Here is a 25,472-nt window from a genome sequence, read left to right as displayed (position 1 = left end):
TCTCACTTTCAAGAGAGGAGAGATTTAAGTTTGCGGATTAGGGATAGATAGTTAGAAGATGTCTTTTTTACTGCAATTATGTTTGGGATTAGCCCTAGCAGCTGGATTGAGTAGTGCAATAGCAGTACCAGTAGTGTTGTCAACTCAGGGAAAAAATAGTGTAGCTGGCACATCGGGGGGGGGCGCTTCTTTAGCTTCAGTTGAGTTATCTAGTTGTAGTGTTGGGGCAGGAGCTACTGGTCAAGTTGTAGATTATGGAGATAAGAACTCTGGAAAAGTTTGCTGGAGAGTAGAAGAAGCTTCACAAAGCATAACAGGAGAGGAGTATACTTCACTTTTTAAAGCGGGATGAGAGAATCCTACATCTTCTAGAGATTGACCAGAGAATAGCGGCGCTAATTGGCTACAACAGTGTGATGGGTCTGAAACTTCATGAGCTATTGTTGTTTCAAGTTCTGATGGTTCGAAATATGCTGGAGTGTGTGATAGTTCTAAGGTAGATGCTACGAAATTTGTGAAAAAACAGAAAGTGTGAGAGAGTGGAACTAATGTAGATAAGGTAAAGTGATGAGCATGTAAAGGAGATTGTTGAGAAGAGGATTCCGGTGCGTTACAGGGGAGCATGGTATCACTAGAGAGGGAAAAAGCTGGAAACTGGAGAGAAGTAAAGTTTCAGCAGCAGAGTTAGGAGACTGTTTTATATATTTTGGAGTTATAGCTAAGATTCTATGGCGATAGCACTTAAAGCTTTTGCAGTGCCTGTAGGAGTGTTAGGAAGCTGCTGTGCAGCTGGTATTGCAATCCCACTAAGTGTTAGTAGTAGTGCTAGTAAGGGAGATTTAGTTGGGGGGGGGCCAGTCGATGGAGACAAAAGAGTTAACTCAAATTTCCCTAGATGTGTGCAGTAATAGTGACAGTAGTGCAAATGTTAACTTTGGAGATACGAACACTCAAACTGCATGCTGGAAAGCAGAGGGAGGAATAGAGAGTTTGCAAGAAACTGAAAAGACAGCGCTATTAGGGTTGTTCTCCAATAAGTGAAAGTCTACAGATACTTCTAGTTGAGGTACTGGTCAATCATATAAAGCTAAATGCGTTTCAAGCGGTTCAGGTTGAGTGTTAGTTAGCCCAGAAGGAAGTAAGGAATATCTAGGATTTTGTCCATCTTCCGCGAATAGTTCAGCCTCTCAACAGAGTTTTCTGGAGGTAGATAAACTTAGTGTAAAAAATGTAACTCTCAAATTGTGTTCGAAAAATTGCTGGACAGATAGCGTTTCGGCAGGATTGCAAAGTTTGCAAACTCCTAATGCTGGAAACTGGAAGGAAGTAAAGTTCTTCTCTATCTCCCAGTAATGTAGTAGGAATAATTCTTGATGTTTACATTTTGGTTGAGAAACAGTTTAAGTTAGGTTGAAATATCTATCTTACCTTATTGGAGGTGCGGTTTGTGCAGGAGGGAGTGCATGCGCTGTTGTAGTACCGGTTTCGCTGAATTCTAGTGGAAAGATTCCTAGGCCGTTGTTTTCTAAGTGTGCACAGGGTTCAAGTGGAGCGGAGAGTGTTACATTTGGTGATGCAGGAACTGAAAGAGTTTGCTGAAAGTTAAAAAGTGAAGATAGTGATCAGGAGGAGAGTGTAACTACATCAGATAATGCTTCAGAAAGTCCGTTAACTAGTCTATTACAGGAGATTTGAGGAAATAGGGAGGATTTATCTAGTAGGGCAGAGTTGAATGGAGCTTGAAAATCTAACTGCACTGAGGGGAAGTGAATGCTTTCTAGTACCTCTCAGGGAGGAAGTGTGGGGTTACTGCAGGGGAGAGACAGGAGAAGAGAGTTCGTTTCCATTTGTAGAGTTCACTAGTGGGGATTCTAGTTCTAAGCAGCTTCGAGTATGTTTTCAAGGCAAAAAGTGTTGGACAGATTCTAGTGGAGGGGTAAGTACCGCAACTTTGAGTAGTAAAGATGCAGGAGAGTGAAAAACACTAGAATTTCAGAAAAAATAGACAATTAGGGAATAGTGGTTGTTGTAGACTGTTGATAAAATTTGCTATCTAATAGAGAATGGATGCTCCTGTAAAATTATTTTCAAAATGTGAGTTAGGTAAAATATAGGAATATGAGTGGAATTTTTAAGCTTACTCTCTGTCTAGGGGGGGGCGTTGCCTTAACTTCTTGTGCGGCGGCAGCACCTTTTTTGGTAAATGCTACTAAGAGTTCGACTGTTCAAACTATAAGCTCCGAAGATAAGAAGGAAAATTTGAGACGTAATTGGAAGAATGTGGAGGTAAAGTGAAGACCTATTTGTGGAGTTTCACATCCTTCTCTCTGCCTATTCTCCTCTATTGGCAAGAGATAAAAGATGAGTAGTTCAGTAGAGGATTAAATACTTCTCTGCAGTTATATTTACCTGTAGAAGGATAATATAGAGGGAGATTCCCTCCTGTAGGGAGGGTTTAATTCCCTTAGGGGATTTAATGTTAAAGAGTTTAAAGTATATAAGTTTTAGGAAGCAGAATTGTGAATTGCAAAATAGGGATTAGGGTTTGGCCTTATCAGTTAAATCTCTAGTAGGGGTGGTGGGAGCAGCAGGAAGTTGTTGTGCTATTGCAGTCCCAGTCTCTCTTAGTGTTTCAACAGCAACTAGTTCAAAACCCTCTCAAGGGGGGGGGCGCAGAAACAACCTTGGTACTAGAAAAATGTAGTGCAACTGAAATTAAGGGTCAGGAAGTCTCTTTCGGCGCCTCTGAAGAGAAGGATCTCTGTTGAACTATAGAGTCAACTGTATCGGACAGAGGTACTCAGGGAGATGATAAGTATACTGCATTATTTAAGGAAAGGTGAAGTTCACCTACCACTAGTTGAGATAGAAATAATAGTTCTAGCGTTTGGAAAACTTCTTGTTTAATGGACTCAAGCTCTCCCAAGTGAGCAATAAGTGCTCAAGATTCCTCTAACGGTACGGAATATTTAGGTTATTGCGGAGTTAATGCTCAGCACACTCAGCTGTTTCTAAAAAAAGTTGATTCTAATTCTAGTGGAGGAAATTCTCAATTACAGCTGAGTTTGTGCACCGGCTCGTGTTTTAGTGAGTCCAGCTCAATTGGTACTCAAAGTAGTTTGAAAAATTGGTCTAATCCGACAGGCGCTTGAGCTTCAGTAAAATTTTGAAAAAAGTCAGCCAGTTAGAGAGTAATCTTGAACTGTACTTTCTTATCAGCCGTTCTACAGAAAAGGAGTCTTAAGTAATTAAGTGCCTGTGTATACTTTGTCGACATTTCGGGGGGGGCTTTAGGGAGGAGCAGGTATAGACTTTCTGTAGAGAGTAGAAAGATTCCCTCCTCCTAGGAGGGAGTTAGAGTCTAAATAGCTAGAGTTTGATTTTCTTTTTTAAATTATGTCTGGTTGCAGTAGCTTTGGCTGGTATAAGTGCTGCTGTAGCCGCACCTGTAGTATCTAGTGCTGCTCAATCTAGGAGTCGTACTACTTCTACTGGGTCAGCTTCTCAGAATCCTATAACTGTAGTTGAATGTAACCCTTCAACTTCAGGAGTGAGGTCTGCAATCTCTTTCGGTGCTGCAAATGTGAAGGAAGTGTGTTGAGAGGGAAGTTCTACCCAGGGGACTGTTTTAGTAGAGAAATGTTCAACTCAACAGGCTACTGCAGGCAGTAGTGCAATCAACTTTGGCGCCGGCAATTTAACTCGAGTGTGTTGAAATGTTGATAGTTCCACCCAGTTACAGTCAACAGAAGAGGGGAATATTACCCAGATTTTGCAAGCTTCCTGAAGTAGTCCTTCTTCTTGAGGGAATTTAGGTATTTCAGGAGTTAAAAGTTATTGTGACAGTTCTTCGAGCTCAGATGAAGGGGAAGAGAGTGATGATGATCAATCAGGCCAAGATGCAGGCTTAATTACGTTGTGGGCGGGAGGCTCACAGGGATGTAGTGGGTCAGAATATTTGAAACTAGGAAGCAGCAGTAATGCTTTTCTCAAGAAAAAAAGCGAGAGTGGCGACCAGTGAAAAGTATGGAGTTGTGGAAGAGAATGCTGGGAAGGCAGTCAAGCTTTTAGTGAAACTTCTCCAACCCAGAGTTTGAAGGAAAATGCAGATAAATGAAGGGAATTAAGCTTTCAGCAGCTATGAATTAATTAATTACATAGTTTTTAGAAATGTTTTTTCTACTCAAGTGATGTCTGGGTATAGCATTAATTGCAGGATTAAGCTCTGCTGTAGCAGTACCTGTGGTAGTGAATTCGAGGCAAGCTGTAGGTCCAACAACTAGTAGAGATGTTAATCACACTCAGTCAGTTTCAGTAAATATGTGTGGTGATACAGAAACTGCAAGCAATGCTCTTGAATTTGGAACAGGTTCACTAGGGGGAGTATGTTGAAATGCTGGAGATACTATTCAAGCATCATCGGATGGGCAAAACATCAGTAAGGCATTGCAGAGTGCCTGAGGTTCAGCTTCTTTTGCAGCTTTAGGATTAGAGGGAATGACAGATTATTGCGATAGTTCAGGAACAGAGGATTCAAAAGAAGAAGATGAAGATGGAGATAATCAGGGATATCTAACACTCTGGAAGGGAACTGGAAGTTCATGTAATGGTACTGAGTATCTAAGGTTAGGAAATAGCAGTAATACTTTCTTGAAAAAGAAAAAGGAAGCTTCAAATGCACAGTGGAAGACCTGACTATGTGTAGGCGATTGTTGAGAGGGTACGGGTTTTAACTCCGGTTCTTCAACAACTCAAGCTTCGGTGAAGGAAAAGCAGAATAGTTGGAGTGAACTGAAGTATTACAAACAGACAGAAGGGCTTAGCGTATAATGTTTTTCTAGCCGAGGTTTTAAACTAGAAGTTGCTCGTTTTATTCAAGCTGTGTCTGGCGTTGGTTGCAGTAGCAGGTATAAGTGCTGCTGTAGCTACACCAGTTGTTGCAAGTGCTACTAGCGCCGCTTCAGTAACTAGAGAAGTTGGGGAAGTAGCAGGGGTTGAACAAGTTGGTAGCACTCGAACTACCCCTAAAGTAGAAAAATGTGCTACTTCATCAACTAGTGGAGGTACAACCATTACATTTGGAAGTTCAAGTACCTCAACTGGAGTGTGTTGAACTAGTGAGGGAAGTGATAATCTATCAGCGGACTTGAGTGAAATTTTTTCCTCAACTTGAAATACTCCAGATAAGTGAGTGTACAGCGGAAGTACTGGACAGACTTACTGCAAGAATCGAGAAGATACTCCAAGTGAAGAGAAGGCAGACACAGAAAATAACGGCCTTATTACCTTATGGAAGGAAACAGATGGTAGTTGTAGCGGTACTGAATATCTAGAGTTGAAAGGCAGCAGTAGTCAGGCGACTACCTTTTTAAAGAAAGAGTTGTCAGCATCAGGCTCTGCTTCCTATAATGTTTGACTATGTACTGAAAACAATTGCTGAGATAGTTCTACTCCATTTAAGACAGCTCAGTCTCAACAGGTGGTTAAAGAGGTAGGTAGTGCTTGAAAGCCGGTTAGCTTTCAATAAAGACAATAGGAAGGAGCTAATACAAGTTGATTCCGGTTTTCAAGGGATGTCTAGGGTTATGTGCTCTAGCAGGTATTAGTTCCGCAGTTGCAGTACCGGTAACAATGTCTACTCAGAAAGGTTATTCAACTTCCGATTACGATTCTGGTAGTACGAGTGAAGTGCAGTTAGTATCAGATAGTACTTCTACAGTGGCAGCTTCTCAGAATCCTATAACTGTAGTTGAATGTAACACTTCAACTTCAGGAGTGAGGTCTGCAATCTCTTTCGGTGCTGTAAATGTGAAGGAAGTGTGCTGAGAGGGAAGTTCCACCTCCGGGGAAAAGGATAACTTGCAGGAATTTTTAGGAAAAGCTTGGTTAAGCGCTACCTCCTGAGCTAAATTAAATGAAAATAAGTGAGCTACATACTGTTATACTAGGGACTCAGAAAGTGATGATTCAGCTACGGAAAACAGAACGTTGTGAAAGGGCAATAGGGATGAGTGTAACGGCGTTGAATATGTAGCTCTTTCTCAGACGGAAAATAGTGCTTTTGTGAAAAAAGAGTTGAAAAGTGGGAGCAACAACACTCTTTTCTTCTGTGAGAGTAATTGTTGACAAGGCAATACCTTCAATTTAACTACAGCTCAATCTCAAAATGTAACTGAAAACACTGGGAGTTGGGCGGAATTGAAATTTTGAAATAGTAGTTCTGCAGTAACTCTGCAGAGTTAGAGTTTTAAATAGTGTTTTTGCTGAAATTATGTCTTATTTTAGCTGCGGTGGCAGGAGTGAGCTCTGCAGTAACAGTACCTGTAGTATTACACTTGCAGGGGAAAGCAGCTAGAGTGGATAGTAGTAGAGGGGGGGGCAATCAGTTGAGTTGAATGAGCTAAAAATGTGTACCTCTGTTGCTATTAAAGATAGCTTAGCTGCAGTCAATTACGGCGATGAAGGTGTTGCAAGTATATGTTGAGAACTAGCAGAGGGTAGTTCTCAGTCTGACATTACAGACCAGGGAGAAAAATTTAGTTCACTATTTAAAAGTGTTTGGAATAAACAAGATGAGGAGTGAAATAATAAGAGTTATGGAGAGTGAAAAGATGATTGTAGTTCTCCAACTCCTAATTGGACTGTGTTTAGTTCAGGAGAAGATGGAAATTTAGAAGCTGAGGAAGAGTATCTAGGATTATGTAGTGGTAACCAGGTAGAGAATACACCCTTTGTGAAGAGAAAGAAAGAGAGTGGTCAGTCCACGCATACTCTTTCAGTCTGTACAAGCAGTTGTTGAAATACCTCTGGAGTCTCTAGTCCTTCAAAACTAGAGTTACAGGAAGCTAATGAAAGTAATTGAAAGACAGTTAAGTTTTTTAAACAAAAGGTAAGTTAGTAAGTTATGCCCTTTCTAACTAGGTTTTTACTCTGTGCTTTAAGTTTGGCAGGAGTAAGTTCTGCCGTAGCGGTCCCAGTTTTGATAAATGTTAGAGGCGATAATGCTAGAGATAGTGAAGATAGTACTTTAATGAGAAATGTGTCTGTATCAAAATGTACTACTAGTGCCTCTGAATCTCCGCTTTTCTTTGGAGATCAACAGGTGACAGATATATGCTGAAATAGCTCAGAGACAGTGCAGCAGGAATCAGAATTAAGTTCTCTAATTAGTAGTGAATGAAGTAATAGAGAGTCTTGAAGTAACTACAGCAAGAATTCTTGAGCGAGTGAGTGCAAGACCCATTCTCCCGGATGGGTCATTTGAAGTACTGGAGCTCAAGAGGATGAAGAGCAGGAAGAGTTGTTAGGACTATGCAGCGGAACTGATAGTGTAGAAAGCACTATGTTTATAAAGAAGAAAGAGAAAAGCGGAACTACCACTATTTCAATATGCAATAGAGATTGCTGGGAAACCCCCTCCAGTCCGGTTGAGAATTCTAAACCTTGAGAACTACAGACAGCTAAAGATAGTAACTTTAAAGAATTAAAGTTCTATAGAAAGGGTTAAGCTGAGTATATGCTTTCTCCAATTAGGGTAGTCTGTAGTATGGTAGGCTTAACAGGAGGAGTTTGTGCTGTAGCTGTGCCTGTTTCCCTGAGTGTAGAAAAGGGAGTTACTGAATTTCCAGCTAAGTCTACTCCAGCTAGTCAAGTTTCAGCAGAAAGTACAGTTGGAGTAGCTCAATGTTCGTCGGATTTGTCTAATGAAGTGGTTGCTAGATCAAGAGATGTACTAAACAGTTGCTGAACTAGCGATTCCACTGTTAAGTCAGTAGAAATAGTCAACTCTCTAGTTTCAGTCGGTTTAAGCACTGATAATGTATGATCCGATTTGGAAAAGAGTAGTTGAATAGCTTACTGCAGGCAGAAAGATGAAGAGAGTCAAGAGGGAGATAGCTCCTCCCTTTGGGAGTTAAAGTCTAGTGACAGCTGTAGTGGTGCTGTATACTTAGGAAAGAGAAATAATAGTAGTTGAGTCTATCTTAAAAGGGAAGGGGGAACAACTAGTAAAGCTGAGCCAGTTTCAATTTGTGAGTCTAACTGTTGACAAACAGGGGGAGAGAAAGGAGATGGAAAGCTACAGCAGTGAGCTATAGAAGAGCAGGAAAATTGAGTTACATTACAATTTCAGAGAAAGAAAAACTAGAGGATTAGGTGGCAGTTCCTTTAAGAAGTATACTGGGAGGAGTAAGTTTACTAGGAGGGAGTTGTGCAGTTGCAACCCCTATAGCTATGAGTGTTACTGCAGGAGGAGTGTCTAGCTTACCAAAGATATCCCTAGTTAAGTGCGAAAATACTGATGCAGCTAATTTGGGAGAGGTAAGCTATGGAGAAGCTGAGCTGAGAAATGTATGTTGAAAGGAAGTAGATGCTGCAACCCAGGCATCTAGTGCAACCGGAAGTGAGTATACTACTTTATTTCAGAATCATTGGGGTCAGGGAACTCAAAATTGAGAGGTAGGTGCAGAACAGGAAAGGTGAACAGCTCAATGTATGATAGATGATTCACTTTCTAATAAGTGAGCAATAGTTGTAGGGACTGACACTTTAACTCAAATTAATAAATATCTAAGGTTGTGTAATAGCTCCAGTTACGATAAAACAGTTTATCTTAAGAAGGAAGATATGGTTTCAGGTTCTAATTCTACCCTAAAGTTTTCTATATGTACTAGTGACTGTTGAGAAGACCCTCAGGAAAGTTCAGGAGTTAAGATTTTAACCACTGAGAAAAGTGGTAGTTGAAAAGAAGTTAAATTTTACAATAGGGATCAGACTTCAGCACAAGAGCTAGCTTCTTAGAGGGGAAACAAGCAAATGATTTCAACGGAGATTCTAGAGTGTTGGAAATGGAATTGCATGAAGATAAAATTTTGCTTAAAGCTTAAAAAAGTTTAAGTGTTGAGGTTTAAGGTCAAGTTGTGCGGTTTTGAGGATGTAGTGAGTTATGGTACTCAAAAAGTGCTGTCTAATCGGGGGGGGGTGAACGGTACTACAGAGACTCTTGATGTAGGGAAGTTTAGTAGTAACTCCCCCTGTAGGGGGGAGGGAGGGAGATTACTGTTTCCCTAAGGACTTAGAGGGCTAGTATTTCTACACAGTAAGATAGGAGCTTAGATGAAGGGCTTTCTACTTTCTAGAACGATTTGAAGCTTGTGTGCCCTATTCGGTGCCGGCTGCGCCGTAGGAGTTCCACTATCTTTTGCTAGCACTGGGAATCAACTAGGCACTAGAGGTGTAGGTACTCAAGTCAGTGCTACTACAGGAGACTCCAGGGGGGGGGCAAACAGCATCAGCAGTATCTCTAACTAAGTGTGCAGGAAATGACCGTTATACCACCAAAATAGCATTTGGGGAACAGAACAAACAGTCTATTTGCTGAAAGTTGGAGAGCTCCTCTTCAGGCGGCACACTTCCAGGTAGTCAATCCGATGTGGCTTTAACTGCTTTGTTTCAGAAGATGTGAGAGAATGAAGTCACCAATTGAGAAACAAGTACTCCATCTACATACTGAAAATCTAATTGTACAAGTGGTCATTCACCTAAATGAGTAGTTGTTACCTCAGGTAATAGCCAGATATTGGGTTATTGCGATAATAATGCTCAAAAATCGTCGAGTAGTGAGGTAAGTTTCCTAGATATAGACAAAGATTCATCGAAGAGTAAAGTGCAAAAAGTTAGTTTTTGCGAGAAGGACTGTTTCAGCAGTCCAGGGAACAGTGGTATTGAAACACTGGAAACTAAGCAGGATAACAATTGAAGTGAGATAGGTTTTTACAGTAATTCCCAGTAGAGATGAAATTAACTATCCCTAAGGCGATAACCGCATGTGGTGTTTTAGGAGGAGGAGGTGCTATAGCACCGACTTTGATGTCTGCAGCTACTCAATCAGAAGAGAAGGAGTCATCGTCTACGGTTAGAGTTGGTCCTCAGTTAGCTTCGCAGGAAGGGTTAGAGTCAGCTCAATTAAAAATAGTTAAGTGTGCTGATCAGTCAAACTTAAGCGGTGCAGTTGTAGATTATGGGGATTCAAGTTCTAAAGATATTTGTTGAACAGTTGAGAGTTCCGGAGAGGAGATGAATGAGGAAGATAAGTATACTAACCTGTTTTTAAAAACATGAGGCTCTAGAAATGGTAACTGGAGTACTGCACAGTCAGATTGAAAATCTCTGTGCATGCAGGGTGAAGATAAGTGAGTATTTGCAAGTGTAGGGGAGGGAAAAGAATATCTAGGATTGTGCAGTAGTAGTGTTAGCTCATCTGATCAAGTTTGAATATCTATAGAGGGAAAGGATAGTAGCAAGTTAAGTATTCAGCATTGTAAGGGCGATTGTTGAAAACGTGAAGAAACAGGGAGCCCTAGACAATTGAAGGAGAAATCAGGAAACTGAAAAAATTTTCAATTTAGAACCCAAAATATCTTAGAAAGCGCTTCTTAAATGGTTGTAAATCCTAGGACTATAGTGGGAGTTGTAGGAACTGTAAGTGGATGCTGTGCAGTAGGTGTACCTTTAGGGTTAGGGGCTCAAAGCAGTGGAGAGGCAGCTAGTGTAGGAATGAAGGTTAGTGCTGAGAGTTCACAATTAGTTGGAGAGAGGAGTTCGAGTTTAGGTAGTAGCTTAAAGCTGCAAAAATGTAGTGGAAATGTAGAAACTGCTGCAACTTTTTCTTTCGGAGATACCACTGAAGCTGAGCTGTGTTGAAAGTGAAAGTCTGATGAGAGTTCCGAACGTTTGGATACTACAGTGGAAAATTCACTTTCTGAATTATTTAAGAGTATGTGAACTAGAGGCGGTCAGAATTGACATTCTACCTCTACTAGCAGCTCCTGAAAGGCTTTTTGTACAGGCAGCAATTGACCTCAATGAGTGCTACAGGTAGAAAGTTCAGCAGCCGGAAATGAGTATCTAGGTTACTGTGGAGGCAATCCTGCGAACTTCTTAGATATTGAAAAATCTACTGGAAGTGAATCAAATAGTGTAAGAAGCCTAAAGTTCTGTCTATCTAATTGTTGGAGTGATAGTAGTAGTCAAGCTTCAACCATTCCACCAACTTTCGGTACTAAAAATGAAGTAGGTTGAAGGGCGATTGTGTTTGTTAAAAATATGAAATAATTAGTTAAAGTTTGGAGTTAGCTATTAGACCTATTTTGTATCTTTCCTCTGCAGTAGGTGGGTGCTGTGCTATTGCAACCCCTATTTCCCTAGCGGTTGGAAGAGGAGTTGCTAGTTCAGTCTCTACAGCGGGAGAAAATACAGTTCAACTTTCGAGTGAACAGGGTCAGGTAGATAGAGATGTTGAAGTACCGCAAATAGTAAAGTGCGGAACTGAGAGCAGGAGTACTGAGGTGCAGTTTGGTGAAGCAGGAATAGCTAATGTATGTTGAAGAAGTGAGCTAGAAGAAGTACAAAATTCTAAATTTTCTGAATTGTTTAAGGCGGGCTGAACTAGTGATAGAAACTGGTCGAATTTAGAGCTGGAGAATGTAAAGGCTTACTGCAAGACTGAGAGTACTGGAAGTGAAGAGGATGGCAGCGCTGAGGGACTATGACCCATTAGTAGAGGTAATCCTGCATGTGCAGGAATTGAGTATCTAGAACAGAAGAATAATAACAGTTGAGCTTTCCTAAAGAGAGAGAGAAAAAGAAGTAATAACTATGAAGTGAGAGTCTGCACTTCTGACTGCTGAAGTAATAATGAACGGAATTCGAAACAGGAACTGCAGAATTGAGCTACAGAGAAATCTGAAGCCTTCAAGGAGGTCAAGTTTTACACTCAGTCGCAAGCTTAGTGAGGTAAGAGATATGTTCTAAAAAAATTAGCACAGGAAGAGAAGGGCAGTTAAAAGACACTAGATTTTGATAAACTGAGTTAAAAACATTGAAATATAGCATTTAGGTTAGGAGCGGTGGAGTGAGCATTTGAATTTAAAGTTTGAAATAGTATCTTAGGATAGTATGTTTTCTCTCCTGAGATTATGTTTAGGAATAGTAACTGTTGCAGGAATTAGCACTTCAGTTGCAGTGCCCGTGGTGTTGAATTCTCAGGGAAAGAATACTGTAACGACTAGAGTATCAACCGGGGGGGGGCGTTCAAGAGTAAGTGTTAAGTTAGAGAAATGCGATACTTCCTCTAGCTCTACAACGGAGGTAGATTTTGGTGCAGCTAGCGGGGGAGAAGTATGTTGAAAGATAGAGGGAGAGCCTCAGCTGTCTAGTAGTGAAACTAGTTTAACTAGTTTACTGCAGGATAACTGGAATATTACCTCCCAAGATTGAAATGAAGCTCAAGACTGAAAAAAAGAGTGTGATTCTAAGTGAGAGGTATGATCTACAGGAGAAAGTGAAAAGCAGCTGGGATTGTGTAATAGCAGTCAAGAATTAGCTGAAACACCCTTCGTAAAGAAGAAGCATGAATCTCCTAAAACCTCTATTTCAATATGCGCTTCCAACTGTTGAGAAGATAGTTCATCAACCAGCGGATCTAGAAAGCAGTTACAGTCAGAGCAGACTAGTAATTGAAAGCCAGTGAAATTTTTTAAGAAAGGGGGTGCATAATTTAGGAGATGGTGAATGCTTCATTGATACTTAAGGGAGCATTAGGGTTGTGTAGTACTGCGGGAGCGGTGCTTGCAGTGGCAGCACCGTTAGGGACTAATACTTCTGTGGAGACTGGATTAACCCAGGTAGATAGAGGGAATAGTGAAAATAAAGCTGCTATAAAAGCTCTTAAATTTTCAAAGTGTGGAGGAAGTAACTAGAATAGAACTGTAGTTTCATTTGGAGAGACTAGTGTGGAGGATATATGCTGAGAGAGTGAGTTAGCTGTTCAGTCTGAGGCAGAATTTAATTCGCTACTAAGTGAGGAATGAGGAAATGCTAGGGTTTGAGAGGAAGAGTATAGTTCCGGCGATTGGAAGTTAAGTTGCGAGAGTCACTCTCCTGGTTGAGATATCTGAAATACTAGTGCAGAAGGTGATGAGACTAAAGAATACTATTTAGGGCTGTGTAGAGGCGCCGAGTTAAAGGATACTCTATTTGTATTCAAAAAAGCAGAAAAGGGAAATACTACCATTTCAGTCTGCAGGGGGGGGATTGTTGAGAAAGTAGTAGAGCTGACACTCAGAGAGGGGGAATGCAGAAGATAAAGCTAGACTCCGCTCGGGAAGCTCAGTTTAAAAAAGTTAATTTTTATAGGAGGGATTTAAATTAAGGTAAGATTCAAAACTTAACAAGAGTATTGATAGGGCTAACTAGTTCTGTTGGAGTGAGTTCTGCTGTAGCCACTCCTATTGCATTGAGTGCAGGAAGGGCGCTTTCTAAGGTGAATACAGTTGTGGGCGATGAGCATAATCGGGGGGGGGCGTTAGACAGTGCTGAAAAACTCTCTGTAGAAACCTGTAGTTCTTCCCTCCCCCCTGAGGGGAGGATTGAATTTACACCCGGGAATTTAACTAATTCTTCGAAAGTGTGTTACACTACCGTAGGAATTCAGTTGGGATTAGAGGAGCAGAATGCATTCTCTACCCTATTGAAATCTGCTTTGAATAGTCAGCTCTCTTGAGCTAACTTAAGGGAGGGCAATCAACTAGTATATTGTTGAAGAAAGGATGAGTATGATAGTGAAGATGAGGGTAGTTTATGAGAATTTGGTCGAGGTGAGAGTTGTGAAGGTATAGAATACGTAAAGTTAGGACGGGAAAATAATGGCGCTTTTGCAGCGAGATTAAAGGACTCAAGTGAATTTAAGTTATGTGATAGAGATTGCTGGACAGGAAATAGTGTTCATGAGGGTTATAAACTGAAACAGTGAGCTAGAGAAAATAGTAATAATTGAAAGAATATAAGTTTTTATGATACTAGCAGATCTAAATTACATAGTTTTTAGGAGTTAAATGTTTCTAACACTGAGATCTCTGTTTGGTTGCGTTGGAGTGGTAAGTGGTGCGTGTGCAACTACTATTCCTATCGCAATGTATGCGGTAGGAGATAATACTGGAGGAATGATTCAAGCTTCTGCAAGTGGAGGTGGTACTCAAGTTTCCCAATTGCAGTTAACAAAATGTAGTGGAATAAATTCCGGTGGAGAGAATGTAATCTCTTTTGGTTCTAACACAAAGGGGCCACTCTGCTGAAAATTGAAGGAACCTAGTGAGAGTCAAACTGGAGAAATAGAGACAGTGAATACCTCCCTAACTGAATTGTTTAAGAAGGAGTGGTCAAAGACAGAAAGTAAGTTTTCCGGAGATACTAGTTGAAGGAGTATGTGTGTAGTTGGAGGTAGTGGACCTCAGTGAACTTTGTCTACTTCTGGAGGAGACAGTGAATCTGCAGGCACTGTGAAGTATATAGGAACATGTAATACTTCTACAACTCCTAGCGCTGCTGTAAGTTTTCTAGAGATAGATAGTTCCACTGAACAGGGTAAAAACCTAACACTGAAGCTGTGTTATCGAAATTGCTTTACTACCTCCTCAACAGGAGATAACCAGATTTCTACTTTCCAGAATAAGAATGATTCCAATTGAAGAGAGTTAAGCTTTGTATCACTATCATCAACTTAGCTATTTTCTGAATTTAATTGAACTTAGCTCCAGCTTTTAAGACTATAGTTAGTGTTGCTGGAGCGACAGGAGCGGTAAGCGCTGTGTCAGTGCCGCTTACTCTTACAAGAGGGAGTTCAACCGTTACTGATAAATTAAATATAGTGAGTTGCGATGGTTCAGTAGGAGACAATAATAGGGAATTAGTTTCATTTGGAGATAAAGATAGTCTCAGTGTATGTTGATCAGTGGAGAAGCCACAGGGAGAGGGAAGCGTTCAGCAAGTTGCTAGTGTAAATTCACAGGAGTTAAGTTCTCTATTTGCTCACAAGTGGAATAGAGGTACAGAGAGTTGGAAAAATGATAGTTCAACTCACTGGTTGCAGCAGTGCACTGACTCTGAATCAGGATGAGTTATTCTGACTACTGAGGGAAGTGCAGAATATCTAGGGTTGTGTAATTCAGCTAATCAAGAAGGTATTCCTTTTATTAAAAAGGAGGGTCAAGTTGGAGAGGATTCGAGTGTAGTAAAGCTATATGTATGCAGTACTAACTGTTGAGCAAAGGAAGAATTGTCTAACAGTACTAAGGTATTTAAGGCGGAGAAAGCAGGCAGTTGGAATAGTGTGTCTTTTTATAGAAATTAGAGATGGCTTTACTTTTAAATCTGTGTTTAGTGCTATTTGGTCTTGCGGGAGTAAGTGCTGCAGTAGGATTACCCCTAACACTAACTTCTAGGGGAAGACAGACTACTTCGACAGCCAGTAGTAGTGCAGGGGGGGGGCACCTCTACGGTTTCAGTAGAGCTGTCGGAGTGTCAGTCAGGTAGTTCAGGAAGCACTTCGACAGTGCAGTTTGGAGCTCAATCAAGTAGTAAGGTGTGTTGAAAAGTTCAGGAAGAGGGAGAAAGTTTAACTAATAAGGAGGACTATACTAAATTATTCAAGGGGGTTTGAGGTTCTGCTACTCAAGAGTGATCAGATGATACATTTGAAAACTGAAAAACCAGGTGCACAAACGGTACTTCTCAATGGGAGATTTGAAGTTCCGGCAATCAGTCAGACGGCGAGAATGAAAAGGATGAATACCTAGGACTGTGTGGAAGTTCTACCCAATCAGAGAATGTGCTCTTTGTAAAAAAACAGGAGAAGAACAGTAATCGTACTATCTTAGTCTGTAGGGGAGTGGACAATTGTTGGCAGCTAGAGTCAGGAAGTGAAGATAGCACCTCTCAGAAAAAGTTAGAATCCGATAAAGCTAACAGTTGAAAAACTGTAACTTTTCAGCAGGGTAATTAGTTTAAGTTAGATGTTTCTCTCTCCTAAACTGTTGCTTGCACTTGTAACGGCAGTGATATTCGGTTCTGCTGTAGGGTTACCGATGTCGTTTAGTGCTCAGAAGGGATTAGGAAAGCCCGGCACAGCTCAAACGGGGGGGGCGGAACTGACTCTGGACTTAAATTACAGAAGTGTTCGACTAGTGACAATTCCTACTCTACTACTGTAGATTATGGAGACTCAAGCGCTAAAGATGTTTGCTGAAGTGTAGAACAAGCAAGTACAGGTTCAGGAAACATTACTAAAGATAGTGAGTATTCGGAGCTATTTAAAAAAATGTGGTCTAATAAGACAAGCAGTTGGTCCTCAACCAGTGATAGCACCTGGAGAAATCAGTGTACAAATGGAAGTGGATATCAATTTATAATTTCAAACACTGGAGGTTCAGGAGGTAATAATCCAGAGTACATTGGAACTTGCAGTACCTCATCAAGTGCTGATAATCAAGCCTGAGTTTCCATAGAGAATAAGACTTCCGGTACTTTTCAACTTAAGGTTTGTCAAGGCTCTCCCTGTTGAACTTCATCAACTTCATCAAATATCCATAGTCTAAGTAGTACCTCTGGTAACTGAAGTTTAGTAAGTTTTAAAAAGAAAAATTAGAGGTGCTTAAAACAGCACTCACTTCCTTAGTTTCAAGTCCTATAGCGCTAGGCTCTGTAGTCACTCTCTCGGGGGGGGGCGCTCGCAACCTCTATCTCAGTACCCTTAAGTCAGAAGATACCGAATGGAGGAACTACAGGGATTTCAAGGTGGGCTTATCCCTGTTCAGGTTCTTCAGGATATAAGTTGATAAAGATATACGGTCCCTATACGAAGTACTATTACTGGAAGCAAGGAACAGGAAATCAGATTCAATTGTTTAATGACAGGCAGTGTAGTAGTAACTCTAGTAAATAGGATTGAAAACTTAAAAAGAGCGCGTTAGAGAATGAGTATATAGGGACTTATTTCCGATCCCGGGAATAGTTCACTTTTATACTAGAGCTGTAAGTTTAAGCTCAACAATTTTCAGTGCCTAGATAAGGGTTATCTTTAAGCAGTCACTTAAACTACAAAAGCTTTTAGAGCTCAGTGAAGTTGTTAACTCAAGCACTGGTCGGTGCCTTTAGTCTAGCGGGAGGATGTTGCGCTGTTGGAGTGCCTGTGGCGCTGAGTATCTCTAAAAAGTCAACTAGGAGAAATATAGAGCTAGTGAAATGTTCAACGGAAGTGGAAGGAATTCAGCGAACATCAGTTTCATTTGGAGATACCAGTCACCATTCTCTGTGTTATAGTTTGTCATCTTCTGACGATGAGGAGGGGGGAGAAGCTGAGGATGGTGAGCCCAGCTCTGGAAGCCTCTCTTCAGAGTTAGTTGATTTACTGAGAGAGACTTGGAATGGTTGAACAGGAAGTTGACCCTCAGGGGAGTATTCTAATTGAAAAGTGAGTTGCGGAACAGGCACTTCCGGTTGAAGACTTAGTTCCCTTGATGCAAGGAAAAGAGTACTAGGAAATTGTAAGCTCGAGTCTGGAATGAGTGCTACTGAAAGAGATAGTTCAACTAACTTTTTAGAGATAAGGAGTGGGGAGAGTGGAAAGCACAATACTCAACTTAAGGTATGTTCACAGGGACAAGAGTGTTGGAGCGATAGTTTTGATGGACAAAATGTTAGGGAATTTAAAACACCTGTGAATAATTTTTGAAACTCAATTAATTTCTATGAGAATAGTGATGGACAAATTAAGAAGTAATATTTTGAAAGGCATTTAGAAAGTGTAGTGTAATTGCTTTTTGGCTTTTCCCTATAAGCTTTTTAGTTTATTGAGTTTAGTGGGCGGTTCTTGTGCTGTAAGTGTACCTATTTCACTTAGTGCAAGTGGAGGTTCAAGGGAGATGCAAAAAGTAAGTATTAAAAGATGTTTAACTTCAGAGGATATAGCTGAAATCCGGTTGCCTGAGGACTCAAATACAACTCAGTCAGCTTGTTGAAAAATTATACAGGAGGAAGAGGAATCAGGAGAGGATAATAGTAGTAGTATTTTCGACACTTCTAAGGATGCTCTCTTAAATAAAGTATTAGAGACTATCTGAAATAGGGGAATTGAGTACTGAAATAGTGGGAATGATGGGATGTGAAAGAGTGAGTGTTCAGACTCAACTAAAGGTTGAAAGATAACTGTTGGGGAGAAAGAAACAGTAAAAGGCTATTGTGACGATAGATTTACCTCAAGTGTTGATTCTGATGAGTCCTCAAATCTTATGTTCTTAGAACACTCTAGCGATTCGAATCAGAATTTAAGAGTATGTGTAAGTGGTAACAATTGCTGGACAGGAAGTTACAATCCCCAGAGTCTAAATACATTTAGCACAAAGGCCAGTGATGAGTGATATGAGCTGAAGTTCTATCAAAGTTAGGGAATTGACTAGTTGATAGATAGGTAATGATTAGTGCTAAAACACTACTGTACATAGCTGGCGCTGCAGGAGGATGCTGCGCAATTGGAGTGCCGGCAACCTGAAGTACTGTAGGAAAAAATCGTATCAAATTGACTAAATGTGAAGATAGTAGTAGTCAAAGTCCAATCTCGCTAGATAAGGTATTACAGGGAGCTTTTTGCTGAAAACTTGATACAGCATCACAGGAGGAAGCAGGGGAGGAGAGTGAGACAGTTCAGACTTCAAGTAGTCAGCATGATACACTATTAACTAATTTGTTTAGCTCTATTTTTAGTAATGGAGCAGTAAGCGCTAATAACTGAAGCGAGAAGCGCTAATCCGGTTCTTTTAAGTGAAAATGGGAGAAACCTGCAGGAAATAGTGAAGCAACTAGTACAACCCAAAATTGGATAATCGGTTACTGCGATAATACCTCTGGAGCTTCGATCACAGAGTCAAACGTACCGTTTGTAGATATTTCTCAGGAACAAACTTCGATAAAGTCACTATCTGTTTGCGCAGCAGGTAAGGAGTGCTGGTCAGACTCCTATGATAGCGCCAAGTTATCTACATTTCAATCCAAGGTATCAGGGAAGTGAAAAGAGGTTAAGTTTTATAGTCCAACAAGCACTGAAACACTTTAAGTAGAGAGAATAGTTGACTGGCTTTTCCAAGGTGCTGTCGGGGCTGGCAGGAGCAACAAGTGTAAGTTGTGCTGTTAGTGTGCCTATCTCACTGAGTAGCTCTTCCCTTTCAGGAGATAGAGGAGAACTAAAGATAGGCAAATGCGAGAATGAGAATTATTCAGAGAAAATTTTCGTAGGAGAGGAGTTAAATAGCGAGCTTTGCTGAAGACTTAGTGCGCCCGAAGAGGGGGATGATTTATCAGAGAAAATGTCTTACATTTCAGGAGAATCTCAGTTAAATAAGTTTTTCAGTGAGATTTGAAAAGCGGGTTCAGGAGATGTAAATGTTGAAGGGTGAAAAAATGAGTGTATTGAAAGTGGAAAAGGTTGAAGAGTGAAAGATTCAAAGATTGTAGGATATTGCGGGAGTTCCGATTTGTCTACCCAAAATACTACTTTTGTAGATATTTCCAAGGGTGAGACTGCAATGAATTTCAGTATCTGCCTAAAAGGTAAGGATTGCTGAGCTGATGATTTTAATGCAGAGAGTATTTCTGAATTTAAGACTAAAGATGCAGTTAAGTGGAAAGATATTAGCTTTTTTAAGAAGGTAAGGGAAAATTAGTTTAAAGGCACTACTATACCTTTCTGGTGCAGCTGGAGGGTGTTGTACAGTTGCAATTCCAATAACTCTAGCTTCCACAGGCAGCAACTCTAGAAGCATATCTACTAGAGTTGAACAGTGTGTAGGTAATATGGGATCAGCCACTACTTCTCTGGACTCACTTTCAGCTAATTCTCACTGTTGAAAGCTGGAAAAGACAGCAGATAGTGAAGATGAGCAGGATAGTGAAGCTACTTCTATCGACTCTACTAAACTTCCAATATTAGGAGAGTTGTTTACTCAGGCGCTAAACACTCAGCAAGCAGGCGGGAATTTAACACCAATTGGGAATTGAGTTACTGAATGTCAGCAAGGGAAATTTCAGTGAAAGTTGAATTCAGCTAGTGGAGGAGGGACAAGTGCATCAATTCTAGGGTATTGCGGTCAAGAAGGGGAAAATAGCGCAGAGAACACAATTTATGTAGAGATTAAACAGTCCAGCGACACAACAGCTAAGACTCTTGATGTTTGTCTAAAGGGTAAAGATTGTTGAACTGATAATTATTCAGCAGGTACCCTCTCTACTTTCTCTTGCAAGGATAGTGATCAGTGAAATACAGTAAAGTTTTATGCAAAAGCTAGCTAGGGAGATTTTTACCCTCTCTGCAATTAGATAGATTAGTATAGCTGCAGGTGGCTTGAGTTTTAAGCATTCTATTGAGCTTTTTCGGTGCGTTAGGAGCAGGCTGTGCTATAGCGGTGCCGGCCATAACTTATGGGAGTTCAAGAAATGCAGGTAAGGTAAATTTTTCACTAGAGAAATGCGATACTTCAAATACTGAAACTAATGACAGTGTGCTATTTGGAAGTAAGGGTGCACAAAAGAGCTGCTGAAGAGTAGACAAGATCAACGAATCAGACCCAGAAGGAGACGATGAAACTGAGCCAATAAACATTGATACTACAGCTTCAGAGATAACAAAGTTGTTAGAGGAATTGTGAACTAAAACCGAACAGTCTAATTATGGAAATTGAAGCAGCGAATGTAGCAAGGGAAATCTTCATTGAAAATTAGGTACAACTTCAGGAAACTCAAATAATTCACGAATTTGAGGCTATTGTGGTGATAGCTCAAAATTAGATAGTATCGGCGATTCAACTATCAATTTTGTAGAGTTAAAACGTAATAGCACCGATAGTGTTGAACTTTCAGTATGCGCGAGCGGCAAAGAATGTTGAACAGATGATATTACATCCGAAACACCTGTTATTTTTAAGAACAAGAGCGCAACTCACTGGAAAGATATTAAATTCTTCAGCTTAAAGTAGGGGAAGAATGTATGGAAGTATCAAATTTAGTACAGGAAGTAGCTTTTTGGAAAGCTAGTTAAAGAGATTTAGGTAATAACTGTGTTTGGAGCCAGAATGTGACTAGCTCTTGTCACAACAGTGATATTTGGTTCTGCTGTAGGACTTCCCCTATCATTTGGTTCTAAAAGTAGAGTTTCAGCTTCTCGAAGCGCCCCCCCCAATACAACTAGCATTCAGGTGAATAAATGTGCTGCATCCGACTCTAGTGGATGAAAGGTTGTTCAATTTGGAGACAATAATGCTAAAGAGCCTTGTTGGTCTATAAGTTCAGATCAAGGAGGCAGTACCTCTCAAGTGGGGACTGAGGAGACTCATTTCTCTAATCTATTTTCTGAAAAATGAAACAGCTCAGATAGTAAATGAGCTACATCCTCGGCTCAGGGTCAAAATCAGTGGAGAACTATGTGCACTACAGGAGGTAGCAATCAATTTGTATTGCCTTCATCCTCTTCAGGAAGTCAGTCAGAGAACATAGAATATATAGGATTGTGTACCGGTACTTCAGGAACTTCACAGTGAATCTCCATTGAGAAACAACAACAGGGAAGCAGCGGTAAGAATTTAACTATTAAGGCATGCTCAGGAGATACATGTTGAACACCAGCATCAACTCAGGGATCAGAAAGTAGCGTCACAATTAAAAACTTTCAGTCTCCTTCCTCTAACGGATGACAGCAGGTGACATTTAAGGCAAGAAGCTAAACTCCCTTAAGTTAGTGTAGACTCAGGAAGTACTTTTAAAACTTATCTTTAGAGAGTAGATATCTAGGGAAGCTTCCCCCAATGAGGGGGAAATGCCCTCCTATTAGGGTTACACTATTAACCTAATAATCTTTAATTTTTAGGATGATTCTTCCAGGAGTGATAGCTTCTAAATTTTTGATTCAGGGATTACTTACTAAGCCCTATCTTTTAGGGTCTGCAGCCACTCTTATTGGGGGGGGGCGCTCTCTCTGCTTTGATTATCTCAGAGTCAACGAATGGAGCCCAGTTAACTAAAAAGTTAGGTCAATTTGGAACTCAACTCAGTTCACTCTTTACACCCTCTAGCAGTTCTACTCAAATACAGGCAGGAAACTCCAATTTCCTGATTACATTTTTTGGAAGCACTATTCCCTCTGCAGCAACTCAGCTGTGGAACTTAATTAAACAGGGAGTAGAAACTTTAAAAAGCTCAATTACTGAATTAATCAAGTTCTTTAGTTCACTGGGAGTAACTTTTAACTCCCTTAATGAGACCAAACAGTACCTAGATGGACTCCAACACTCTCTAGGAGACTGGTCAGATGCATCAGAGTTCTTTAGTGAAATACATACGAAGATTCCTAAACTAGTGAGCTTCTTTAGCGATTCAGCTAAAAGTGAATCCTTCAAGAAATTGTTTCAAGGCGGCGAACTAGAAAAAACTAAAAAGACCCTGAAAATCTTAAGTGGTGCTGATCAATCAGTTAAGTCAGCTTTAAAGGCTGAGCGAGGGCTAGCAGTGTTACTTGCGAGCGAATTTGCTAAGAACCCTGAAAAAGTTAGTAAGAAGATAGAGAGATTAGTGAAATTAGTAGATAAGGTGCTGAAACCTAGTCAGAACAACGAACAGGGAGGAGAACAATCCTCCCAATCTACTGCTCCCTATGAATTAACTAGGGAGAAATTAAAGAGCTTTTTAGTAGAGAGAGAAGATCGGGGTCAAGATGGTTACGAGTTAGGACTTATTCTAGAAATAGGTGCTAAAACCCAGGGAGTTACACTTCCTAGCACTACTGCTAATATCTTTGCATTACTAGGTAATTTACTAGGTTCTTCTACAGCTACTCAGACAGGTAAATAGTTAGAAAGATTTAGTAGTCCCCGATCAGGGGACTACTTTTTTAAAAGGCTACTCCTAGTATTTAAACAGGTACTGCTAAAAAGTTATTAACAGAGTATAGAGCATTCGATATAGGGGAAACAGTAGTCTTAAGGTAAATTTTCTTTACACTTTCCTTCAGTACTTTATAGAAGGAGTAACCAGATAGGAATATAGAACTTAAAAGTAAGGGTTGATATTTTTGAAATCATCTCCACAGGAAGATAATTTCCTGAGTACCGTTTTCGCTTGAACTTCCCTCTGTTTGAGTTTGACTAGAACTAGTTAGGGGATTATTAGTAAGTGAATGCATCTTTTCTATGGTAAATTGAATAGAACCTTCAGAGCCTGGAGTAGGTACAAAGTTATTAGAGGTAGTGGAGATATTAATAATATCGAAGTGAGTTAAAAAGTGATTATCTCCTTTTATTGCATTAGCTAGTAATGCAAACAGGGAATAATTAAGTACATTTTGAATAGTAAATACAGTTACAGTACGTAATGTAGTCAAATCAAAGAATATTCTCTTAAATTCTCTCTTAAAACTTTTATTTTCTAGATATTTTCTCTTTAACTCCTCTATAGTTAGTAGGACCGTTAAGTTAAAAAACTTACTAAATTTGTATTTCACTAGAGCTATTAGATAGTGTATTCTCTTACAATAGCTAATAGTGAATACAAATAGAGAGGAGATAGCATCTACTATTAGTCCTACTACTATCATTCAGTAGTATTTAAGTTCTGAAGCAGTGGAGGTTCAACTATTTTGAATGTGCAAGCTTATAAACGAGGGTCAGGTAATAACTCCTTGCGCAATAAATCAGCTTATTGTTAGGGCAGAGACTATAGCCGAACCTTGCCGCAGCGGCACTCCCTGTTTTTTGAGTCACCAGATCACATAAGGTTCTGAGCCTATAGAAAAAGGAGTAATAGAACGAATAAAGAATGTAATTGAGTGGAGTTTTATCCACTCTATTACTGAGATCTTTTTATTAGTGTTAGTTCTTATTCGTCCTGCAAAGGTAAGCTTAGCAAGTATTAAATCATTTATCAGGAAGAAGGAGAGTCCAAATATAAGTACACTGATAAAGGTAGTACTAGTTACATAATCTTTCTGAAATATAGCTTTGAAAGAAGATCATTTGATTGGTTGAAAGAGATAAAAGTTTAAAAAGATAGTGAGTAAGAAGAGAATAGCTCAAATGTTTATAAAGTATTTTTTATTGAAGTTATAAAATCTCCTTCCCGTCTGAACTATTCAATGTTTTTTATCTCTAGAGCCTGTTTTATATATTTGTACCGGCTCTCTTATATAGTTCTCCCCCCTAACTAGGGAGAGATTAGAGTAGTACAAGAGGGAGAGTCTCTTTGTTAGGGAAAATCCTCGCGCAGGAGGACTTTCCCGTTAATTGTACCTACAAAGTCATGCTTGCTTAGAGTTTAGTGTACAAGATAGGCTTTAAAAGCCTCTCTTAGGATTTAAAATGCTAGTTAGTGTATAAAATTTAAGGTTTTTAGTATTGAAAAGAGTTAAGAAGATTAAGCACAAAACTAAGAAAGCTCTCTCAAAGAGAGTAGTAGTGCTAGGATCAGGAAAGATAAAGCGAAAACACTCTCACAGAAGTCACTGCGCTTCAGCTAAGAGTACTAAGCAGAAAAAGCAACTAAGAAAGAGTACTCTATTTAATAAAGCTCAGGAGAAGATTACTGCTCATCTACTCCAAGGTAAGAGAAGTTAGAGGGTGCGAGCCACAAATAGTGTTGCTACTAGAAAACGTAGAAAGAAGGTATTAAATAGGGCTGAAGGCTACTGAGGTCATCGTCATAAAGGATATAAGGTAGCTAGACAGTCAGTATTTAAGGCTGATCAGTATGCTTACAGAGATAGAAAGAATAGAAAGAGAGACTTTAGGAGGTTATGAATTATTAGACTGAATGCAGCCTTCAGAGAGTTAGATTTGTCTTATTCTAAGGCAATAAATTGCCTTAAAAAGTCTAATATAAACCTAAATAGAAAAGTATTATCAGAATTAGCAATTCATCATCCCTCACAGTTTAAGACAGTAGTATTATCTGCTGTAAAACTTCAGGAGTCTAAATCAAACTAGACTAGAGGAACAGACAGCTCTAAGAGGAGTTATCTTAACTCCTCTAAAATAAACTTTTAAACCCAATTAATTTATGAGACTAGGTTCTCTAATTAAATTACAGGCTCAGCTAGACTCAACAGTTTTGAGTCTACAGAATATTAAACTAGAGGATCATTCAATTCTGCTTTCTCGAAAAGTAGCACTCATAGTTGAATTCTATGAATTTTTAAATGAGACTAAACTCTTCAAATACTGAACTAATAATCCAGTAAATGTAGAAAGATTAAGAGAGGAGTATATAGATATGCTACACTTCACTCTATCTCTTTCTATCATATACAAGAAAGAAGAAATAGTCTCTAACTATGAACTAGGAGTCTCTCCTAGTGAGGGGAGAGCTAATATGTTTGTAGAGGCTCAGTCTAGTCAGAGGGTCAGAACAGAACTATTGAACATTTTTGCTGACTGAATGAGGGGAATACACAAAGCTATAGAGGCTGAGTGCTTTGAAGAATGACTTGGTTGAGTTAAGACAATAAGTCACTGATTAGCACTTACGTGAGAGGAAATATATTCCCTCTATCTCGTTAAGTGAGAGACTAATTTTGCACGACTAGGGGTCAAACCTACAATTTAAAC

40 protein-coding genes are annotated in these 25,472 nt (G+C 39.8%); 39 read left to right on the top strand and 1 reads right to left on the bottom strand.

Annotated features, from left to right (window positions below; all coding sequences use genetic code 4):
- Positions 1 to 58: 58 nt before the first annotated feature.
- From MHM_RS02300 to MHM_RS02125, 36 genes are all read left to right on the top strand, one after another.
- Positions 59 to 688 (top strand): hypothetical protein, encoded by a 630-nt coding sequence (locus MHM_RS02300; protein ID WP_015511833.1) that lies wholly within the window; start codon positions 59 to 61, stop codon positions 686 to 688.
- A gap of 40 nt (positions 689 to 728) precedes the next feature.
- Positions 729 to 908, top strand: a complete 180-nt coding sequence (locus MHM_RS02295; protein ID WP_015511832.1) for a hypothetical protein — start codon at positions 729 to 731, stop codon at positions 906 to 908.
- The gene (locus tag MHM_RS02290; RefSeq protein WP_187286224.1) at positions 844 to 1,353 is read left to right on the top strand and encodes a hypothetical protein; all 510 of its coding nucleotides are present in this window, start codon (positions 844 to 846) and stop codon (positions 1,351 to 1,353) included. The genes MHM_RS02295 and MHM_RS02290 overlap by 65 nt, the downstream gene beginning before the upstream one ends.
- A gap of 57 nt (positions 1,354 to 1,410) precedes the next feature.
- The gene (locus tag MHM_RS02915) at positions 1,411 to 1,863 is read left to right on the top strand and encodes a hypothetical protein (RefSeq protein WP_015511830.1); all 453 of its coding nucleotides are present in this window, start codon (positions 1,411 to 1,413) and stop codon (positions 1,861 to 1,863) included.
- Between the two features lie 255 nt (positions 1,864 to 2,118).
- On the top strand, positions 2,119 to 2,358 hold the full coding sequence (locus MHM_RS02275; RefSeq protein ID WP_015511829.1) for a hypothetical protein: 240 nt from the start codon (positions 2,119 to 2,121) through the stop codon (positions 2,356 to 2,358).
- Positions 2,359 to 2,627: 269 nt separating this feature from the next.
- A complete protein-coding gene (locus MHM_RS02270; RefSeq protein ID WP_146222386.1) occupies positions 2,628 to 3,188 on the top strand; it encodes a hypothetical protein in 561 nt (186 codons plus the stop codon).
- Positions 3,189 to 3,376: 188 nt separating this feature from the next.
- A complete protein-coding gene (locus MHM_RS02265) occupies positions 3,377 to 4,153 on the top strand; it encodes a hypothetical protein (protein WP_015511827.1) in 777 nt (258 codons plus the stop codon).
- Positions 4,154 to 4,170: 17 nt separating this feature from the next.
- Entirely contained in the window at positions 4,171 to 4,830 is a 660-nt protein-coding gene (locus tag MHM_RS02260) for a hypothetical protein (protein ID WP_015511826.1), read from the top strand.
- A 31-nt stretch (positions 4,831 to 4,861) separates the two neighbouring features.
- Positions 4,862 to 5,527, top strand: a complete 666-nt coding sequence (locus tag MHM_RS02255; protein WP_015511825.1) for a hypothetical protein — start codon at positions 4,862 to 4,864, stop codon at positions 5,525 to 5,527.
- Positions 5,528 to 5,553: 26 nt separating this feature from the next.
- Entirely contained in the window at positions 5,554 to 6,243 is a 690-nt protein-coding gene (locus tag MHM_RS02250; RefSeq protein WP_015511824.1) for a hypothetical protein, read from the top strand.
- Between the two features lie 148 nt (positions 6,244 to 6,391).
- On the top strand, positions 6,392 to 6,898 hold the full coding sequence (locus MHM_RS02245) for a hypothetical protein (protein WP_015511822.1): 507 nt from the start codon (positions 6,392 to 6,394) through the stop codon (positions 6,896 to 6,898).
- A gap of 6 nt (positions 6,899 to 6,904) precedes the next feature.
- Complete coding sequence (locus MHM_RS02240; protein WP_015511821.1) at positions 6,905 to 7,507, top strand: hypothetical protein; 603 nt, start codon at positions 6,905 to 6,907, stop codon at positions 7,505 to 7,507.
- A 9-nt stretch (positions 7,508 to 7,516) separates the two neighbouring features.
- Positions 7,517 to 8,146, top strand: coding sequence for a hypothetical protein (locus MHM_RS02235; protein WP_015511820.1), 630 nt, complete (start codon positions 7,517 to 7,519; stop codon positions 8,144 to 8,146).
- An 8-nt stretch (positions 8,147 to 8,154) separates the two neighbouring features.
- Positions 8,155 to 8,799 (top strand): hypothetical protein, encoded by a 645-nt coding sequence (locus tag MHM_RS02230; RefSeq protein WP_015511819.1) that lies wholly within the window; start codon positions 8,155 to 8,157, stop codon positions 8,797 to 8,799.
- Between the two features lie 451 nt (positions 8,800 to 9,250).
- Entirely contained in the window at positions 9,251 to 9,790 is a 540-nt protein-coding gene (locus MHM_RS02225) for a hypothetical protein (RefSeq protein WP_015511816.1), read from the top strand.
- A gap of 2 nt (positions 9,791 to 9,792) precedes the next feature.
- The gene (locus tag MHM_RS02220) at positions 9,793 to 10,437 is read left to right on the top strand and encodes a hypothetical protein (RefSeq protein ID WP_015511815.1); all 645 of its coding nucleotides are present in this window, start codon (positions 9,793 to 9,795) and stop codon (positions 10,435 to 10,437) included.
- On the top strand, positions 10,438 to 11,112 hold the full coding sequence (locus MHM_RS02215; RefSeq protein ID WP_015511814.1) for a hypothetical protein: 675 nt from the start codon (positions 10,438 to 10,440) through the stop codon (positions 11,110 to 11,112).
- A gap of 11 nt (positions 11,113 to 11,123) precedes the next feature.
- The gene (locus MHM_RS02210; RefSeq protein ID WP_015511813.1) at positions 11,124 to 11,789 is read left to right on the top strand and encodes a hypothetical protein; all 666 of its coding nucleotides are present in this window, start codon (positions 11,124 to 11,126) and stop codon (positions 11,787 to 11,789) included.
- A gap of 166 nt (positions 11,790 to 11,955) precedes the next feature.
- Positions 11,956 to 12,555, top strand: coding sequence for a hypothetical protein (locus MHM_RS02205; RefSeq protein ID WP_015511812.1), 600 nt, complete (start codon positions 11,956 to 11,958; stop codon positions 12,553 to 12,555).
- An 8-nt stretch (positions 12,556 to 12,563) separates the two neighbouring features.
- Positions 12,564 to 12,758, top strand: a complete 195-nt coding sequence (locus tag MHM_RS02200; protein ID WP_015511811.1) for a hypothetical protein — start codon at positions 12,564 to 12,566, stop codon at positions 12,756 to 12,758.
- A 33-nt stretch (positions 12,759 to 12,791) separates the two neighbouring features.
- Positions 12,792 to 13,145 (top strand): hypothetical protein, encoded by a 354-nt coding sequence (locus MHM_RS02195; protein WP_015511810.1) that lies wholly within the window; start codon positions 12,792 to 12,794, stop codon positions 13,143 to 13,145.
- A 119-nt stretch (positions 13,146 to 13,264) separates the two neighbouring features.
- The gene (locus tag MHM_RS02190) at positions 13,265 to 13,885 is read left to right on the top strand and encodes a hypothetical protein (RefSeq protein ID WP_146222385.1); all 621 of its coding nucleotides are present in this window, start codon (positions 13,265 to 13,267) and stop codon (positions 13,883 to 13,885) included.
- Between the two features lie 7 nt (positions 13,886 to 13,892).
- Positions 13,893 to 14,561: a hypothetical protein gene (locus tag MHM_RS02185; protein ID WP_015511808.1), complete on the top strand. Its 669-nt coding sequence runs from the start codon at positions 13,893 to 13,895 to the stop codon at positions 14,559 to 14,561.
- A 17-nt stretch (positions 14,562 to 14,578) separates the two neighbouring features.
- On the top strand, positions 14,579 to 15,187 hold the full coding sequence (locus tag MHM_RS02180; protein ID WP_015511807.1) for a hypothetical protein: 609 nt from the start codon (positions 14,579 to 14,581) through the stop codon (positions 15,185 to 15,187).
- A 2-nt stretch (positions 15,188 to 15,189) separates the two neighbouring features.
- A complete protein-coding gene (locus tag MHM_RS03010; RefSeq protein WP_015511806.1) occupies positions 15,190 to 15,369 on the top strand; it encodes a hypothetical protein in 180 nt (59 codons plus the stop codon).
- Positions 15,311 to 15,838, top strand: a complete 528-nt coding sequence (locus tag MHM_RS02175) for a hypothetical protein (RefSeq protein WP_015511805.1) — start codon at positions 15,311 to 15,313, stop codon at positions 15,836 to 15,838. The genes MHM_RS03010 and MHM_RS02175 overlap by 59 nt, the downstream gene beginning before the upstream one ends.
- A gap of 10 nt (positions 15,839 to 15,848) precedes the next feature.
- Positions 15,849 to 16,046: a hypothetical protein gene (locus MHM_RS02170; protein ID WP_015511804.1), complete on the top strand. Its 198-nt coding sequence runs from the start codon at positions 15,849 to 15,851 to the stop codon at positions 16,044 to 16,046.
- Positions 16,047 to 16,153: 107 nt separating this feature from the next.
- Complete coding sequence (locus MHM_RS02165) at positions 16,154 to 16,480, top strand: hypothetical protein (RefSeq protein ID WP_015511803.1); 327 nt, start codon at positions 16,154 to 16,156, stop codon at positions 16,478 to 16,480.
- 471 nt (positions 16,481 to 16,951) lie between these two features.
- Positions 16,952 to 17,614 (top strand): hypothetical protein, encoded by a 663-nt coding sequence (locus MHM_RS02160; RefSeq protein WP_015511801.1) that lies wholly within the window; start codon positions 16,952 to 16,954, stop codon positions 17,612 to 17,614.
- A gap of 70 nt (positions 17,615 to 17,684) precedes the next feature.
- Positions 17,685 to 18,278, top strand: a complete 594-nt coding sequence (locus MHM_RS02155) for a hypothetical protein (protein ID WP_146222384.1) — start codon at positions 17,685 to 17,687, stop codon at positions 18,276 to 18,278.
- A gap of 26 nt (positions 18,279 to 18,304) precedes the next feature.
- Positions 18,305 to 18,637: a hypothetical protein gene (locus MHM_RS02150; protein WP_015511799.1), complete on the top strand. Its 333-nt coding sequence runs from the start codon at positions 18,305 to 18,307 to the stop codon at positions 18,635 to 18,637.
- A 337-nt stretch (positions 18,638 to 18,974) separates the two neighbouring features.
- Positions 18,975 to 19,550, top strand: a complete 576-nt coding sequence (locus MHM_RS02145) for a hypothetical protein (RefSeq protein ID WP_146222383.1) — start codon at positions 18,975 to 18,977, stop codon at positions 19,548 to 19,550.
- A 130-nt stretch (positions 19,551 to 19,680) separates the two neighbouring features.
- Positions 19,681 to 20,175, top strand: a complete 495-nt coding sequence (locus MHM_RS02140; protein WP_015511797.1) for a hypothetical protein — start codon at positions 19,681 to 19,683, stop codon at positions 20,173 to 20,175.
- A gap of 47 nt (positions 20,176 to 20,222) precedes the next feature.
- Positions 20,223 to 20,858 (top strand): hypothetical protein, encoded by a 636-nt coding sequence (locus tag MHM_RS02135; RefSeq protein ID WP_015511796.1) that lies wholly within the window; start codon positions 20,223 to 20,225, stop codon positions 20,856 to 20,858.
- Positions 20,859 to 20,954: 96 nt separating this feature from the next.
- Positions 20,955 to 21,602: a hypothetical protein gene (locus MHM_RS02130; protein ID WP_187286223.1), complete on the top strand. Its 648-nt coding sequence runs from the start codon at positions 20,955 to 20,957 to the stop codon at positions 21,600 to 21,602.
- A 232-nt stretch (positions 21,603 to 21,834) separates the two neighbouring features.
- Positions 21,835 to 22,725: a hypothetical protein gene (locus tag MHM_RS02125; protein WP_015511793.1), complete on the top strand. Its 891-nt coding sequence runs from the start codon at positions 21,835 to 21,837 to the stop codon at positions 22,723 to 22,725.
- A gap of 61 nt (positions 22,726 to 22,786) precedes the next feature.
- Here MHM_RS02125 and MHM_RS02120 read toward each other — a convergent pair whose 3' ends face one another.
- Positions 22,787 to 24,097, bottom strand: a complete 1,311-nt coding sequence (locus MHM_RS02120; protein WP_015511792.1) for a lysylphosphatidylglycerol synthase domain-containing protein — start codon at positions 24,095 to 24,097, stop codon at positions 22,787 to 22,789.
- 166 nt (positions 24,098 to 24,263) lie between these two features.
- Between MHM_RS02120 and MHM_RS02115 the strand changes: the two genes are divergently transcribed.
- From MHM_RS02115 to MHM_RS02105, 3 genes are all read left to right on the top strand, one after another.
- Complete coding sequence (locus tag MHM_RS02115; RefSeq protein ID WP_015511791.1) at positions 24,264 to 24,482, top strand: large ribosomal subunit protein bL35; 219 nt, start codon at positions 24,264 to 24,266, stop codon at positions 24,480 to 24,482.
- A 3-nt stretch (positions 24,483 to 24,485) separates the two neighbouring features.
- The gene (gene rplT / locus MHM_RS02110; RefSeq protein ID WP_015511790.1) at positions 24,486 to 24,851 is read left to right on the top strand and encodes a 50S ribosomal protein L20; all 366 of its coding nucleotides are present in this window, start codon (positions 24,486 to 24,488) and stop codon (positions 24,849 to 24,851) included.
- A 73-nt stretch (positions 24,852 to 24,924) separates the two neighbouring features.
- A complete protein-coding gene (locus MHM_RS02105) occupies positions 24,925 to 25,470 on the top strand; it encodes a dUTPase (protein ID WP_015511789.1) in 546 nt (181 codons plus the stop codon).
- Positions 25,471 to 25,472: the final 2 nt, after the last annotated feature.

Origin of the sequence: Candidatus Mycoplasma haematominutum 'Birmingham 1' (genome assembly GCF_000319365.1) — a bacterium.
GTDB lineage: Bacteria > Bacillota_I > Bacilli_A > Mycoplasmatales > Mycoplasmoidaceae > Eperythrozoon_A > Eperythrozoon_A haematominutum.
The sequence above is the reverse complement of the archived record's forward strand: the minus strand, read 5'-3'. Positions and strand labels throughout refer to the sequence as shown.